The 13,423-nt window shown below is 72.3% G+C and carries 10 protein-coding genes; 2 read left to right on the top strand and 8 right to left on the bottom strand.

The features are described 5' to 3' along the window. Positions 1 to 2: 2 nt before the first annotated feature. The 3 genes from FHS37_RS13365 to FHS37_RS13355 form a co-directional block, all read right to left on the bottom strand. On the bottom strand, positions 3 to 968 hold the full coding sequence (locus FHS37_RS13365) for a hypothetical protein (RefSeq protein WP_184820599.1): 966 nt from the start codon (positions 966 to 968) through the stop codon (positions 3 to 5). After that, positions 965 to 2,785 (bottom strand): stealth family protein, encoded by a 1,821-nt coding sequence (locus tag FHS37_RS13360; RefSeq protein ID WP_229889857.1) that lies wholly within the window; start codon positions 2,783 to 2,785, stop codon positions 965 to 967. Before FHS37_RS13360 ends, FHS37_RS13365 begins: the two co-directional genes overlap by 4 nt. A 291-nt stretch (positions 2,786 to 3,076) precedes the next feature. Beyond that, positions 3,077 to 4,192 carry a DUF8189 domain-containing protein gene (locus FHS37_RS13355; protein WP_373304241.1) on the bottom strand — a complete coding sequence of 372 codons (1,116 nt, stop codon included), beginning with the start codon at positions 4,190 to 4,192 and terminating at the stop codon, positions 3,077 to 3,079. Between the two features lie 345 nt (positions 4,193 to 4,537). Between FHS37_RS13355 and FHS37_RS13350 the strand changes: the two genes are divergently transcribed. Continuing rightward, on the top strand, positions 4,538 to 5,623 hold the full coding sequence (locus tag FHS37_RS13350; RefSeq protein WP_184820593.1) for an LCP family protein: 1,086 nt from the start codon (positions 4,538 to 4,540) through the stop codon (positions 5,621 to 5,623). A 62-nt stretch (positions 5,624 to 5,685) separates the two neighbouring features. On the opposite strand, the gene FHS37_RS13345 is transcribed toward FHS37_RS13350, so the two are convergent. Continuing rightward, positions 5,686 to 6,702 carry a PLL family lectin gene (locus tag FHS37_RS13345; RefSeq protein ID WP_184820591.1) on the bottom strand — a complete coding sequence of 339 codons (1,017 nt, stop codon included), beginning with the start codon at positions 6,700 to 6,702 and terminating at the stop codon, positions 5,686 to 5,688. A gap of 79 nt (positions 6,703 to 6,781) precedes the next feature. Between FHS37_RS13345 and FHS37_RS13340 the strand changes: the two genes are divergently transcribed. Next, positions 6,782 to 7,153 carry a PIN domain-containing protein gene (locus FHS37_RS13340; protein ID WP_184820589.1) on the top strand — a complete coding sequence of 124 codons (372 nt, stop codon included), beginning with the start codon at positions 6,782 to 6,784 and terminating at the stop codon, positions 7,151 to 7,153. A gap of 296 nt (positions 7,154 to 7,449) precedes the next feature. Here FHS37_RS13340 and FHS37_RS13335 read toward each other — a convergent pair whose 3' ends face one another. From FHS37_RS13335 to FHS37_RS13320, 4 genes are all read right to left on the bottom strand, one after another. Then, positions 7,450 to 8,973: an amino acid permease gene (locus tag FHS37_RS13335; protein ID WP_184820587.1), complete on the bottom strand. Its 1,524-nt coding sequence runs from the start codon at positions 8,971 to 8,973 to the stop codon at positions 7,450 to 7,452. Positions 8,974 to 9,121: 148 nt separating this feature from the next. Beyond that, the gene (gene dxs / locus FHS37_RS13330; RefSeq protein WP_184820585.1) at positions 9,122 to 11,092 is read right to left on the bottom strand and encodes a 1-deoxy-D-xylulose-5-phosphate synthase; all 1,971 of its coding nucleotides are present in this window, start codon (positions 11,090 to 11,092) and stop codon (positions 9,122 to 9,124) included. 196 nt (positions 11,093 to 11,288) lie between these two features. Further along, positions 11,289 to 12,581 carry a sugar ABC transporter permease gene (locus FHS37_RS13325; protein WP_184820583.1) on the bottom strand — a complete coding sequence of 431 codons (1,293 nt, stop codon included), beginning with the start codon at positions 12,579 to 12,581 and terminating at the stop codon, positions 11,289 to 11,291. Beyond that, the gene (locus FHS37_RS13320) at positions 12,578 to 13,369 is read right to left on the bottom strand and encodes an ATP-binding cassette domain-containing protein (protein ID WP_039830834.1); all 792 of its coding nucleotides are present in this window, start codon (positions 13,367 to 13,369) and stop codon (positions 12,578 to 12,580) included. The genes FHS37_RS13325 and FHS37_RS13320 overlap by 4 nt, the downstream gene beginning before the upstream one ends. Positions 13,370 to 13,423: the final 54 nt, after the last annotated feature.

Genomic DNA, 13,423 nt, shown 5'->3' with positions numbered 1-13,423 from the left:
GTTCAGCCTGCCTCGGGCATGCGCGTGCAGGTGACCCGGAGATTTCCTGCGGGGGTGTAGCGCGGTTGGACGATCATGGGGGGACGGCCGGACGGGGTGATCGCGAGGCTGCGCATGGCGAAGACGCGCAGCGGGTTGCGCACGTCGTGCAGCCGGCGCCCCAGCCGCAGCGACAGTCCGGTGGGGTCGCACAGGACGACGTCCCAGTGGTCGGGCCGGGAGCCGCGGGGCGGCATCTGGTCGAGCGGGACCTCCACGCGGTAGGTGTCCGCCGCCAGCGGGGTGACGGGCTGCTCGATCCGGCGCCCGGAGGCGACGAACTCGGCCCACGGCTCCTCGGCCCGGGTGCCCAGCAGCCGGAAGTCGACGGTGACCCCGGCGTGCGTCAGGTGCACCTTGGCCACCTCGGCGGAGGGGCGGGCACCGGTGCTGATCACGCGGGCGCTGCCGCGGAAGGAGCGGCCGATCCGGTGGCGCTCGCCGGTGACCGGGGAGGCCGTCATGGGCTTGGTGGGTCCCTCGTAGGGCACCGGCGGCTGGAACAGCAGCAGGGGGAGGGTGCGGGAGCGGCGCCCGGAGTGCAGGCGCAGCCGCAGCCGCCAGCGGCCCTGGCCGACCGGTGCGCCGCCGACGTCCGCGCCGAGCAGGACGACGGCGTCGACCAGGACCTCGTCGGCCGGACCCTCGTAGACGCGGGCCTCGGTGGCGAAGCGGCGGCGGCCCCGGCGCAGGACGACCTCGGCGCGCTCGGGCAGCCGGACGGAGGGGGGCAGCTGGGCGTGCAGGTTGACGGTCTGGCCGTCGAGGATGGCGGCGTAGTGGAGTCGGGCGGCGCGGCCGCGGCGCAGGGGCAGGAAGAAGCGCTGCATGAGCCGGTTGCGCAGGGCGGCGGCGCGGGGGCGCAGACCGCGGCGCGGGCGGCCCGCCCCGCCGCTCGCCGCGGCGGGGCTCTTGGTTCGAGGGCTCATGTGCCGGCGTGCCCCAGTTCGGCCAGACGTTCGGCCGACCGGGCCGATCGGCGTGGTACGGCGATGCCGGAGCCCTTCTCGAAGGGGCTGGGCACCGGGAAGTAGGCGTTCAGGAAGTCGGCGACCATCCGTGACTGGGCCTCCGGGTCACGGGCGGTGACGGTGTCGTTCATGCAGAAGGTGTCGAAGTTGCGGCGGGCCAGGAGGTTGTTCAGCCGACGCTGCGCCAGGTCGTCGGCGAGGTCGATGTAGACGTAGCGGATGTCGCCGACCGTGGCGCGGGCCGAGTGGTAGGCGTAGTAGTGGTGCAGCGAGGAGGCGATGGGCACGTCGCTCGGCGAGCGGAACCGGGAGTGCTGGGTCACCCAGTGCGCCTTGGCGTAGACCTGCTCGATCTCCGCGAGCACGCTGCGCCGCAGGACGTGCGGGGTGTGCTTCATCTTCTGGGAGATGACGGTGCCGAACTGCTGGGCGATCAGGCCGCGGCTGTTCTTGCCGGCCGCGTTGACGGGCAGGTCCTCGGTGCTCGCCCGGCCGGACGGGATCAGCGCCTTGGACTGGAAGAACTTGGTCAGCCCGTTGGCGTGGAAGAACTGCCCGGGCTGCACGGGGCGGCCGAAGAACACGTCGTCGTTCAAATAGAGGAAGTGCTCCGCGAGTTCGGGGATGTGGTGCAGCTGGCTCTCGATCGCGTGCGAGTTGAACGTCGGCAGCGCGCCGGGATCGGAGAAGATCTCCCGGTGGTCGACCACCCGGAGGCCGGGGAACTCGGTGTTCAGCCACGAGGGCACCTGTCCGGCCGTGACGAGGAAGATGTTCCGCACCCACGGGGCGTACTGGTGGATCGAGCGCAGCGAGTACCGCAGCTCGTCGCGGCTGGTGTAGCGGGCGTCGTTGGCCGCCTGCTCGTGCAGGCCGCCGCCCGAGGCCCCGGTGAGCTGCCACCGTGCGGTGTCCCTGCTCGCCCGCCACTCCGGGTCGGAGTCGTCCACCCAGGTGTAGACGACGTCGATCGGGAAGAGGTGGTCGTCGGGCAGCGCGGCGGCGAACTCGGGCAGGGTGCGGGCATGGCCGGTGCTGTAGATGGCCGGAACGGGGCTGAAGCGTTTCTGCTCCACCTGGCAGCGACCCGCGTCCGCCGGGATGTCGGTCACCACCTTGTTGGGGCGGGGCGCGACGAGCCGGCCGTCCTGCTCCGCCCAGAACTCGAGGTCGCAGCCGTACTCGGGGCCGAACACCAGGTGCCCGGTGGGGTCGCACACGACCCAGGTCACACGCAGCACGGACCGTCCGCGCAGCGCGCGCCAGCAGGCCGGGGAGGCACCGGGACGCGGCTGGCCCTGGGCGCCGGCACCCACGTAACCGGGGTTGTCCGCGCAGGCGAGCCGCAGCAGTTCCTCGACGTCGGCACGCCACCGTGCGGGGACCGCCACGCAGGGCGCCGGGGAGCCGGTGCCGCGGACGCAGAAGTAGTCGATCCCGGCTTCCTCCAGGAAGGAGACGAGCATGTGGAGGTTGCGGGCGCGGGCGGCCCAGGCGGTGGCTCCGGGCACCTCCACGGCCCGCAGGTGCCGGCCGGCCGCACGGACGACCCGCACCGGCAGGTCGGACGTGTGCTTGCCGGCCTTCCGGTTCCCGCCCAGCGCCTGGACCACCACGGCGGAGCGCACGGCGTCGGCGGACGCCAGCGAGCGTTTCACCGAGCTGCGCAGGGACCCCGGCACCCGACGCACGATCCGGCGCCGCGCCCCCACGGGCACCAGGGATCGATAGGTCGACACGAGCGCGCTCGCCTCGGGATTGTTGAGGCTCACCAGACTTCGCACCATCCACGTCGAGGCCGGAGCGGACCGCCCCGGCAACTGATCCCCACCCTGACCGGCGAGCACGCCACCGCGCGCGGGGTTCGCCGAGACCGGTCGCGACCGCCCTCCCCTTCACCGACGACACGGCCGATGTTCACCTGACGCTTACCGATCGAACAAAATGTTTACATCGCAACCACGCGAGATGTCCAGGAGTAATCGGTTTCTGGGGCCATCTGTCACACACGACACATCCGCACAACCTTTTCGGCGATCGCCGACTCCGCGGGCGCGATGGCACGGTCAGACACGCAGCCAGTCCGTGAACGCCAGCCCCGGCCCGGACTCCTGCCGCGCCACCCACAGGGCGCCGTCGGGATCGAAGGCGCCGAGCACCACCCGGCCGTGCGCGTCGTGCACCAGGGCCGGATCGCCCGCGCAGGCCCGCCCGGTGTCCGCCCACCAGAGCCCCGACGCCTCGGCCTCCGTACCGCAGACCCCGACCAGCGGGCTGCCGGACGCACCGCGGTGGGCGATCACCGTGCAGTCGTAGCCGTCGAGGGAGGCGCGCAGTACCGCGTTGGCCCCGTCCGAGGGCGTGCCGCCCAGCGGGACGGACCAGCCACCGGGCCGGTGGCAGACCAGGCCGGCGCCGGCCGGGTCGGTCCAGAACCAGGTGAGCCGACCGGGCGCCGTCTCCAGCACGGCGACCGACCCGGGCAGCGGGCCGGGCCGCACATCGGGGGAGCGCTGCGGCGCGGCGCCCGGCTCCGGCTGGACCCAGTGCAGCGCCGCGCCGCCGGCCGGAGCGAACACCTCGACCCGCCCGGTGGACACGGCGGTCGCGACCAGACCGTCCTGGAGGTCGCTGCCCCGCAGATCCGCCCAGGGCTCCCACTTGCCGCCCCGCCCCTCCCGGCGCATCATCAGCCCGCCACCCGCGTTGCGCACGAAGACGTGGACGGTGCCGGCCGCGTCCACCGCGGCCACCGGAGCTCCGAACCGCACCGCCAGGTCCGGCTCGGAGTGCGGATTGCCCAGGGAGCGCCACTCGGTGACGGGCCTCCCGGTCTGGTACTGGATCGCGTGCACCACGTCGACCTGGACCGTGCCGTCCGCGCGGCGCCGCTCGCGCCGGCCCAGGAAGTGGACGTAGGCGTCGACGCCCTGGGCCACGCTCAGGTGGGTGAGGTCCGCGACGGGGAAGAAGTCGGGGCCCGACCATTCGGGACCGCCCGGCCGGGTTTCGGTCCAGCGCAGCAGGCCGCCGCCGCACGGGGCGTACGCGGTGAGTCGGCCGTCCTTGCCGCGCACCAGCCAGGAACCCGCCGCGGTACCGGTCACGGGGGAACGCTGTGCGGCCGGGACGACCTCGTCGGATCGGCTGCGCCGCGGCGCGCGTGCGGACCGGTCCCGCATCACCATGACGGACTCCCTGGAGAATTCACCCGATCTGGACACGGGGCCTGGAATTCTCACATGATATGCACGCTGCATACACTCTCCGGGGGTCCGGGGATCACGCCCCCGACACCTCACGGCGAAGAGCGGGCCTCACGAGACGTCACCCTCCCTTCGTCCGGGGTGACTTGTGACGTGGGTCACTGCCGTACAACGCCAGGAGCGGGTCGCAGGTCTGTCCGATCATCCGAGCACGTCCGTGCCGGGGCCGCAGCGGACCCGGGCAGCACCGAGCACGCAGCACCAGCAGATCCAGCAGCACGAGCAGATCCGGCAGCACGCACAGACGAGGACACCCACCCGATGACGACCCCGGCCATCGACCGCCCGAGCCCATCCCACCGGTCCCCGCGGCAGGACGCGCCCCGCCGCCGGCGGCGCACCGGCCGGTGGGTCCTGCTCTCCCTGGCCGTTCTCGTCGTCGCCGCGGCCGGCACCGGCTACTGGCTCTACAACGACCTCGACGGCAACATCGAGGGCGTCGACATCGACAAGGCGATCGGCGGCGACCGTCCGGAGAAGCTGCCCACCTCCGGGCAGAACGTCCTGGTCCTCGGCTCCGACTCGCGCGCCGGCGACAACGCCGAGCTGAACACCGGCAGGGTCGCGGGGGCGCGCTCCGACACCGCGCTGGTGATGCACATACCCGAGGGCCGCACCAAGGCCGTCGCCGTCAGCATCCCGCGCGACACCCTGGTGACCCGGCCCGAGTGCGCCAAGGCGGACGGTTCCCAGGTGGCCCCGGCCGAGCGCGTGATGTTCAACTCCATCTACTCCCAGGTCGGTCCGGCCTGCGTGGTCAAGACGGTGGAGAAGATGTCCGGGGTCCGCATGGACCACTACGTGGAGATCGACTTCGCCGGCTTCAAGGACCTGGTGGACGCGATAGGCGGGGTCACCGTCACCGTCGACCAGGACATCCACGACCCCTCCAGCGGGCTCGACCTGACCGCCGGCACCCACCGCCTGAACGGCACCGAGTCCCTGCAGTTCGTCCGCACCCGGCACGGCGTCGGCGACGGCAGCGACCTCGGGCGCATCGGGCTCCAGCAGCAGTTCATGGTCGCCCTGCTGAGCGAGATCAAGAAGCAGGACCTGCTGGGCAGCCCGACCAAGACGTACAAGATCGCGGACACCCTCACCTCGGCCCTCACCACCGACTCCGAGCTCGCCTCGCTCACCGCGCTGACGGACTTCGGCCGCAGCCTGAACGGCGTCGACCCGGCCGGCATGGAGACGATCATGCTTCCGGTCGCGTACGACAAGACCGACCCGAACCGGGTGGTGGCCGCCGAACCGCAGGCGTCGACCCTGTGGGAGGCGATCCGCAACGACCAGGACATCCCGGAGTCGGCGAAGAAGTCCCCGGCGGGCGGCGGAACTTCCTGACGTCGCCCCGGCGCTCCCCCGCCGGCCCCGCCGGGAGCGTTCCCGCCCCCGGCGGGAGCCCTTCAGATCTCCCGCCAGGCCTGGAGGGCGAGGCCCGGTTCGTCCTTGCGACGGGTGAGGAGGAGCGCTCCGGTGGACGGGGAGAGGGCGGCCGCGACGACCTCCCCGTGCTCGTCGAGGGCGACGGACACCACGGCGTCGGCGGGCAGTCGGGGCCCCGACTCGGTCCACCAGGCCCCGGCCTGCTCCTGTTCGGTGGGGTACGCGGCGAAGGCGGCACGACCGTCCGCCGCACGCTGGGCGAGCACCGTGCAGTCGTGGCCCTCGACGGCACAGCGCACGGCGGAGACCGGGCCGGGGCCTGCCGAGGCGAGGAGCGCCACCGGCTCGCCGCCGGGCCGCCAGGCGCACAACTCCCCGCGCTCGTCGGTGAAGAAGAGGGTGGTGTGCCCGGCGGAGGTGGCCAGCGCGCGGAGGGTGCCCGGCCGGACGGGCACGGTGACGCGCTCCCCCCGCACCGGCTGTCCGCCGGGCTCCTCCTGACGCCAGTGCGCGATCCCGTCCGGGACGGCCGCGTACAGCTCGACCAGGCCCGACTCCCCCGTCACGGCCGCGAGTCCGTCCCGGACGTCCTCTCCCCCGAGGTCCCACCACGGGTTCCAGCCGCCCTTCTCCTTCTGCGCCAGCAGGCTCACCCCGCCGCCCCGGTTGCGGACGAAGACGTGTGCGCGCCCCCGGTCGTCGACGGCGACCGCCGGTGTCCCGGTGCGGTCGCCCTTCTTGTCGGGGTGACCGACCGGGGTCCAGTCCAGGGGGGCGAGCCGCGGGCGGAAGTGGGTGGAGTGCACCAGGTCCGACTCGCCGGACGCCGTGGGCCGCCAGGCGACGAGGTGGGCGTAGCCGTCGGCGCCCTGGCCGACAGCCGTCCCCGGACGCAGCTTCTGGGGGCCGCCGATCCTGCGCGGCGCCTCCCAGGGGCCGCCCGGGGCCAGTTCCGCGCGGCACAGGACGGCGTCGTCCGACGGCAGGTAGACGGTGAGGCGGCCGTCGCGGCCGCGGAGGAGCCAGTCGCCGTTCACCGCTTCACCCTACGCAGGCGGAACCGCGTCCGACGGCCCGGGGCCCCGGCCGCAGGTCCTTCCGTGGGACCCTGGCGGGATGAACGCCGCCACCGCCCCGCTCGTGATCGTCGACGCCGCGAACGTCGTCGGGTCGGTGCCCGACGGCTGGTGGCGGGACCGCCGGGGCGCCGCGGAGCGCCTGCGCGACCGGCTGGCGTCGGACGGTCTGCCCGGCCGTCCCGGCCCGGTGGAGATCGTCCTGGTGGTCGAGGGCGCGGCCCGCGGGGTGGAGTCGGTGCCGGGCGTCCGGGTGGAGTCCGCCCCGGGCAGCGGCGACGACCACATGGTCGCCCTGGTGGCCGGGGCCGGCGAGCGCCCCGTCCTGGTCGTCACGGCCGACCGCGAACTGCGCCGCAGGGTGACGGACCTGGGAGCGGACGTCACCGGCCCGCGGTCCGTGCCCCGCTGAGCCCCACGGCGCCTCTGCGTACGGACCCGCGACACGGGCGCGGGTGCACGGCGGCACGGGGTGTCCGGCCGCGCGCCGGGCCCCGCCCGCCGGGACGGCCCGGCCGTCCCGGGAGCGGCGATCAGGCAGGCAGGCCCGGCCGTCGACGTGGCGGGCGGGCCGGGCCACCGGCGTCGGGGCGACCGGCTCCCCGCCGTGCGCGTCCCGCGCCGTGGGCGGCCGGGGCACCTCCGGCGGACCGGGGCGGAGGAGGGCGGCAGGACGGGCCCGGCACGCCCGTGCCGGGGACGGGTCCGTCAACGTGAGTCCGGGCCCGACGGTTTGAAGACCTCCCCCGGTTTCGTCTCCTCGCCGCGGGCCAGGCGGCTGTGGCCCCGGCTGTAGGCGAAGTAGACGACGAAGCCGATGGCCATCCAGATGGCGAACCGGACCCAGGTCTCGGCGGGCAGGTTCAGCATCAGCCACAGCGACGCGGCGACCGACAGGATCGGCAGGAACGGCACCCAGGGGGTGCGGAAGGAGCGGTGCAGGTCGGGGCGGGTCCTCCGGAGGATGATCACGCTGATCGCGACGACCACGAAGGCGAACAGGGTGCCGATGTTCACCAGCGCGGCGAGTTCCTCCAGCGGGGTGAAGCCCGCGAGGACCGCGATGACGACACCGAGCAGGATGGTCGGCCGGTGCGGGGTCTTGAACCGGGGGTGGACCCGGGAGAAGAACCGGGGCAGCAGGCCGTCGCGGCTCATCGCGAAGAAGACGCGGGTCTGGCCGAGCAGCAGGATCATGCAGACGGTCGTCAGGCCGACGGCGGCCCCGAAGCTGATGAAGCCCGCGAACCAGGGGTGCCCGGTGGCCTTGAACGCGTCCGCGAGCGGGGCGTCCACGGACAGCTCGCTGTAGTGCTGCATGCCGGTGACGACGATGGACACGGCGACGTACAGCGCGGTGCAGATGAACAGGGAGCCGAGGATGCCGCGGGGCATGTCGCGCTGCGGGTTCCTGGTCTCCTCGGCGGCCGTGGCGACGATGTCGAAGCCGATGAACGCGAAGAAGACGACCGAGGCCGCGGTGAAGATGCCCATCACGCCGAAGTTGGACGGGGCCCAGCCGAACATCAGCTGGATCAGCGGCGCGTCCAGGCTCTGGTCCGCCTCCACCGGCTGCGCCTTCGGAACGAACGGGTCGTAGTTGTCGGCGGTGACGAAGAAGGCGCCCGCGACGATCACGACGAGGACGACGGTCACCTTGATGGCGACCACGACCGAGGTGACCCGTGCGGACAGCTTCATGCCGAGGACGAGGATGACGGTGAGCAGCAGCACCAGGACGGCGGCGAGGATGTCGAACCCGAAGCCGTCGGCGCCCTGCCGGCTGCCCAGCACCTCGGGCATCTCCCAGCCCGCGTTGCCCATGAGCGACTGGATGTAGCCGGACCAGCCGACGGCCACCACCGCCGTGCCGAGCGCGAACTCCAGGACCAGGTCCCAGCCGATGATCCACGCCGGCAGCTCGCCGAGGGACGCGTACGAGAAGGTGTAGGCGGAGCCCGCCACCGGGACGGTGGAGGCGAACTCGGCGTAGCAGAGCGCGGCGAGCGCGCAGACGACGCCGGCCACCACGAAGGCCAGGGCCACCGCGGGCCCGGCGTTGTTCTTGGCGACCGTACCGGTGAGGACGAAGATGCCGGTGCCGATGATGACGCCGACGCCGAAGACGGTCAGGTCCAGCGCGGACAGGGATTTCTTGAGCGCGTGCTCCGGTTCCTCGGTGTCGAGGATGGACTGCTCGACGTTCTTCGTCCGGAAGAGGGGGCTGGTCACTGGTACCTCCCACGCTTGTCGTCCTCGACATGATCGAGAGGGGGCGTAGGGCGTATGCCCCGGTACGTGCACCCTCACGCAGACGGGCCGCCCGCGCCACTCCTCACAGTGGCACGGGCGGCCCATCCGGGCGACGCGTGGTGACGGATCAGTCGCGGGCCGGCTGCACCGAGTCGACCGCGTCGGCGGCGGAGCGCTCGGTGGGGGTCCTCCCGCTCGAGCGGAGCCGGGAGGGGGGGAGTCCGTCGAGCTTGGCCACCAGGCCGGTGACCTGGCGGGCGATGTCGGGGGCGGTGAGCCCGATCTCGGCCAGGACCTCGGCACGGGAGGCGTGGTCGAGGAAGCGCGGCGGGATGCCGAAGTCGCGCAGCGGCACGTCCACGCCGGCGTCGCGCAGCGCCTGGGCGATCGCGGAGCCGACCCCGCCGACGCGGGAGTTGTCCTCGACGGTGACGACGACGCGGTGCTTCGCGGCGAGCGGCGCCATCGCCTCGTCGACGGGCTTGACCCAGCGCGGGTCGACGACGGTGGTGGAGATGCCCTGCCGGTCGAGGAGGGCGGCGACCTCCAGGCACATCGGGGCGAGGGCGCCCACGGAGACCAGCAGCACGTCGGGGGTGTCGGTGCCGGGCTCGCGCAGCACGTCCATGCCGCCGACGCGGCCCACGGCGGGCACGGCGGGGCCGACGGCGCCCTTGGAGAAGCGCACCACGGTCGGGGCGTCCTCGACCGCGACGGCCTCGCGCAGCTGGGCGCGGACCTGGTCGGCGTCGCGCGGGGCCGCCAGCCGCAGTCCGGGCACCACCTGGAGGATGGACATGTCCCACATGCCGTTGTGGGAGGCGCCGTCGGTGCCGGTGACGCCGGCCCGGTCGAGGACGAACGTCACGCCGCACTTGTGCAGGGCCACGTCCATCAGGACCTGGTCGAAGGCGCGGTTGAGGAAGGTGGCGTACACCGCGAAGACGGGGTGGACGCCGGCGTGGGCCAGGCCGGCCGCGGAGACGGCGCCGTGCTGCTCGGCGATGCCGACGTCGTAGACCCGCTCGGGGAAGCGCTTGGCGAACCTGTCGAGGCCGACCGGCTGCAGCATGGCGGCGGTGATGGCGACGATGTCCTCGCGCTCCTCGCCGAGCTTGACCATCTCGTCGCCGAAGACGCTCGTCCAGTCGGCGCCGGAGGTGGCGATCGGCAGGCCCGTGTCGGGGTGGATCTTGCCGACGGCGTGGAAGCGGTCGGCCTCGTCCTGGAGGGCCGGCTGGTAGCCGCGGCCCTTCTCGGTGAGGCAGTGCACGATCACCGGGCCGCCGAAGCGCTTGGCGCGGGCCAGGGCGGACTCCAGTGCCTCGATGTCGTGGCCGTCGATGGGGCCGACGTACTTCAGGCCCAGGTCCTCGAACATGCCCTGGGGGGCGATGAAGTCCTTCAGGCCCTTCTTGGCGCCGTGCAGGGTGTCGTAGAGGGGGCGGCCGACGACCGGGGTGCGCTCCAGGAGGTCCCTGGTGCGGGCCAGGAAGCGTTCGTAGCCGTCGGTGGTGCGCAGGGTCGCCAGGTGGTTGGCGAGGCCGCCGATGGTGGGCGCGTAGGAGCGCTCGTTGTCGTTGACGACGATGACGAGCGGGCGGTCCTTGGCGTCGGCGATGTTGTTCAGCGCCTCCCAGGCCATGCCGCCGGTGAGCGCGCCGTCGCCGATGACCGCGACGACGTGGCTGTCGTCCCGCTTCATGAGCTGGTTGGCCTTGGCGATGCCGTCGGCCCAGCCGAGGACGGTGGAGGCGTGGCTGTTCTCGATGACGTCGTGCTCGGACTCGGCCTGCGAGGGGTAGCCGGACAGGCCGCCCTTCATCTTCAGCTTGGAGAAGTCCTGCCGGCCGGTCAGCAGCTTGTGCACGTAGGACTGGTGGCCGGTGTCCCACAGGACCTTGTCCTTGGGGGACTCGAAGACCCGGTGCAGGGCGATGGTGAGCTCCACCACACCGAGGTTGGGGCCGAGGTGGCCGCCGGTCTTGGAGACCGCGTCGACGAGGAAGGTCCGGATCTCCCCGGCCAGCTGGTCGAGCTCCTCCAGGGTGAGCCGGTCCAGATCGCGCGGTCCCCTGATGCGGGTCAGCAGCGGCACCCGTGCCTCCTTGCAGTAGAGCTGATCGAGCTGTTGCCGGGCTCGTCGAGTCTAATGTTCCGCTCCTGCGGGCGGTGCCCGGGCGGTGCGTCGTACGTCACGCGTTCGGCAGTACCCGCCATCGGCCCGTTCCACGACACGCCTGTGCCCGGCGCCGCCGTGGGCGCCGGGCACAGGACCGCGGGGGACGGTGCCGCTAGGCGCGGCCGGCCGTCTTCTGCGTCTTGCGGGTGACCGCGTCGATGACGACCGTCGCCAGCAGCACGCCACCGGTGATCATGTACTGCACCGGGGAGGCGATGCCCTCCAGGGCGAGGCCGTACTGGATCGAGACGATCACCATCACACCGAGCAGCGCGTTCCACGTGCGGCCGCGGCCGCCGAAGAGGGACGTGCCGCCGATCACCGCGGCGGCGATGGCGTTCATCAGCAGGTCGCCGCCGCCGGCGCCCTGGTTGGCGGAGGCGATCTTCGAGGCGATGAACAGACCGCCCAGCGCGGCGAAGGTACCGGCGATCGCGAAGACCGAGACCCGGACCATGGCCACGTTGATACCGGCACGGCGGGACGCCTCGACGCTGCCGCCCAGGGCGAAGACCTTGCGGCCGTAGGCGGTGCGGCGCAGCACGAAGTCCGTGACCAGCAGGACCGCGAGGAAGATCACCACGGCCAGCGGCAGGCCCTTGTACTGGTTGAAGACGAACGCGACGACGAACGCGAGGACGGCGAGCAGCACGGTCCGCACGATGATCTCGTTCAGCGGCCGGGACGGCACACCGGCGGCCTCGCGGCGGCGGTTGTCGAAGAAGGCGGTGAGGAAGTACGCCGCCGTCACGACGATCGCCAGGCCGTAGGCGGCGGCCACGTCGGAGAAGTAGTAGCTGGTCAGCTTGGCGACCACGCCCTCGGAGTCGAGGTTGATGGTGCCGTTGTCGCCCAGGATCTGGAGCATGAAGCCGTTCCAGAACAGCAGGCCGGCCAGGGTGACGGCGAACGCCGGGACGCCGACCTTGGCGAAGAAGAAGCCGTGGATCGCGCCGGCCACCGTGCCGGTGAGGATGGCCAGCACGAAGGCGAGCCACTCGTTCATGCCGTTGGTGACGCTCAGCACCGCGAAGGTGGCGCCCGCGACACCGCTGACCGAGCCGACCGACAGGTCGATCTCGCCGAGCAGCAGGACGAAGACGATGCCGACGGCGATCATGCCCGTGCCGACCATGGCGACGGACATGTCGGAGAAGTTGCCGGCGGTGAGGAAGTTGGAGTTCAGGCCGGTGAAGATGGCCCAGATGACCAGCAGGCCGATGACGACGGGGATGGACCCGAGGTCGCCGGACTTCAGCTTCCGCTTGAACTCGTTGAGGTAGCCCGCGAATCCCTGCTCGCGCACCAGCAGCCGGGGGTCGACGACCGGGACCGCTGCGGCGGCCGCCTCGGGGTTCTCCACGACGTGCTCCTCGGCGGGCGTCGTGGTCTTCTCGGTGCTCACTTCTTGATCTCCCCATTGGTGCGCGCCGCACGACGGGTCACGGCGTTGTCCGTGGCGCCCGTGATGGCGGAGATGATCTCTTCCTGCGAGGTCGACTTGACCTCGAACACGCCGTTGTTGCGCCCGAGGCGCAGTACGGCGACCTTGTCCGCCACGGCCTTCACGTCGGCCATGTTGTGGCTGATGAGGATGACCGCGTGGCCGCGCTCGCGCAGCCGCTCGACCAGGTCGAGGACCTGCGCGGTCTGCTCGACGCCGAGGGCGGCGGTGGGCTCGTCGAGGATCACCAGCTTGGGCTCGCCGAGCATGGACCGGGCGATGGCCACGACCTGGCGCTGGCCGCCGGAGAGCGAGGCGATCGGGATCCGGACGCTGGGGATGCGGATCGACAGGGTGTCGAGGAGCTCGCGGGAGCGGCGCTCCATCTCCACCTCGTCCAGGACACCGCGCTTGCGCAGCTCCCGGCCCAGGTAGAGGTTGCCGACGACGTCGATGTTGTCGCACAGCGCGAGGTCCTGGTAGACCGTCGCGATGCCCAGGTTCTGGGCGTCGTGCGGCTTGCCGATCTGGACGGCCTTGCCCTCCCACTCGATGACGCCCTCATCGATGGGATGCACGCCGGCGATCGTCTTGACCAGCGTGGACTTTCCGGCGCCGTTGTCGCCCACCAGGGCGACCACTTCACCGGCGTGGACCTCAAGCTCAACGTCGGTGAGCGCCTGGACGGCACCGAACCGCTTGGAGACCCCGCGCAACGCCAGCACGGGCGTAGCGGACACGTGAACCATCTCCTTCGCCGCCTGACCCGGCGGAAGGTAGTGCAGAGAATTGGGGGGGTGTTC

This window comes from Streptomyces griseomycini (genome assembly GCF_014203535.1).
Classification (GTDB): Bacteria; Actinomycetota; Actinomycetes; order Streptomycetales; family Streptomycetaceae; genus Streptomyces; species Streptomyces griseomycini.
The sequence above is the reverse complement of the archived record's forward strand: the minus strand, read 5'-3'. Positions and strand labels throughout refer to the sequence as shown.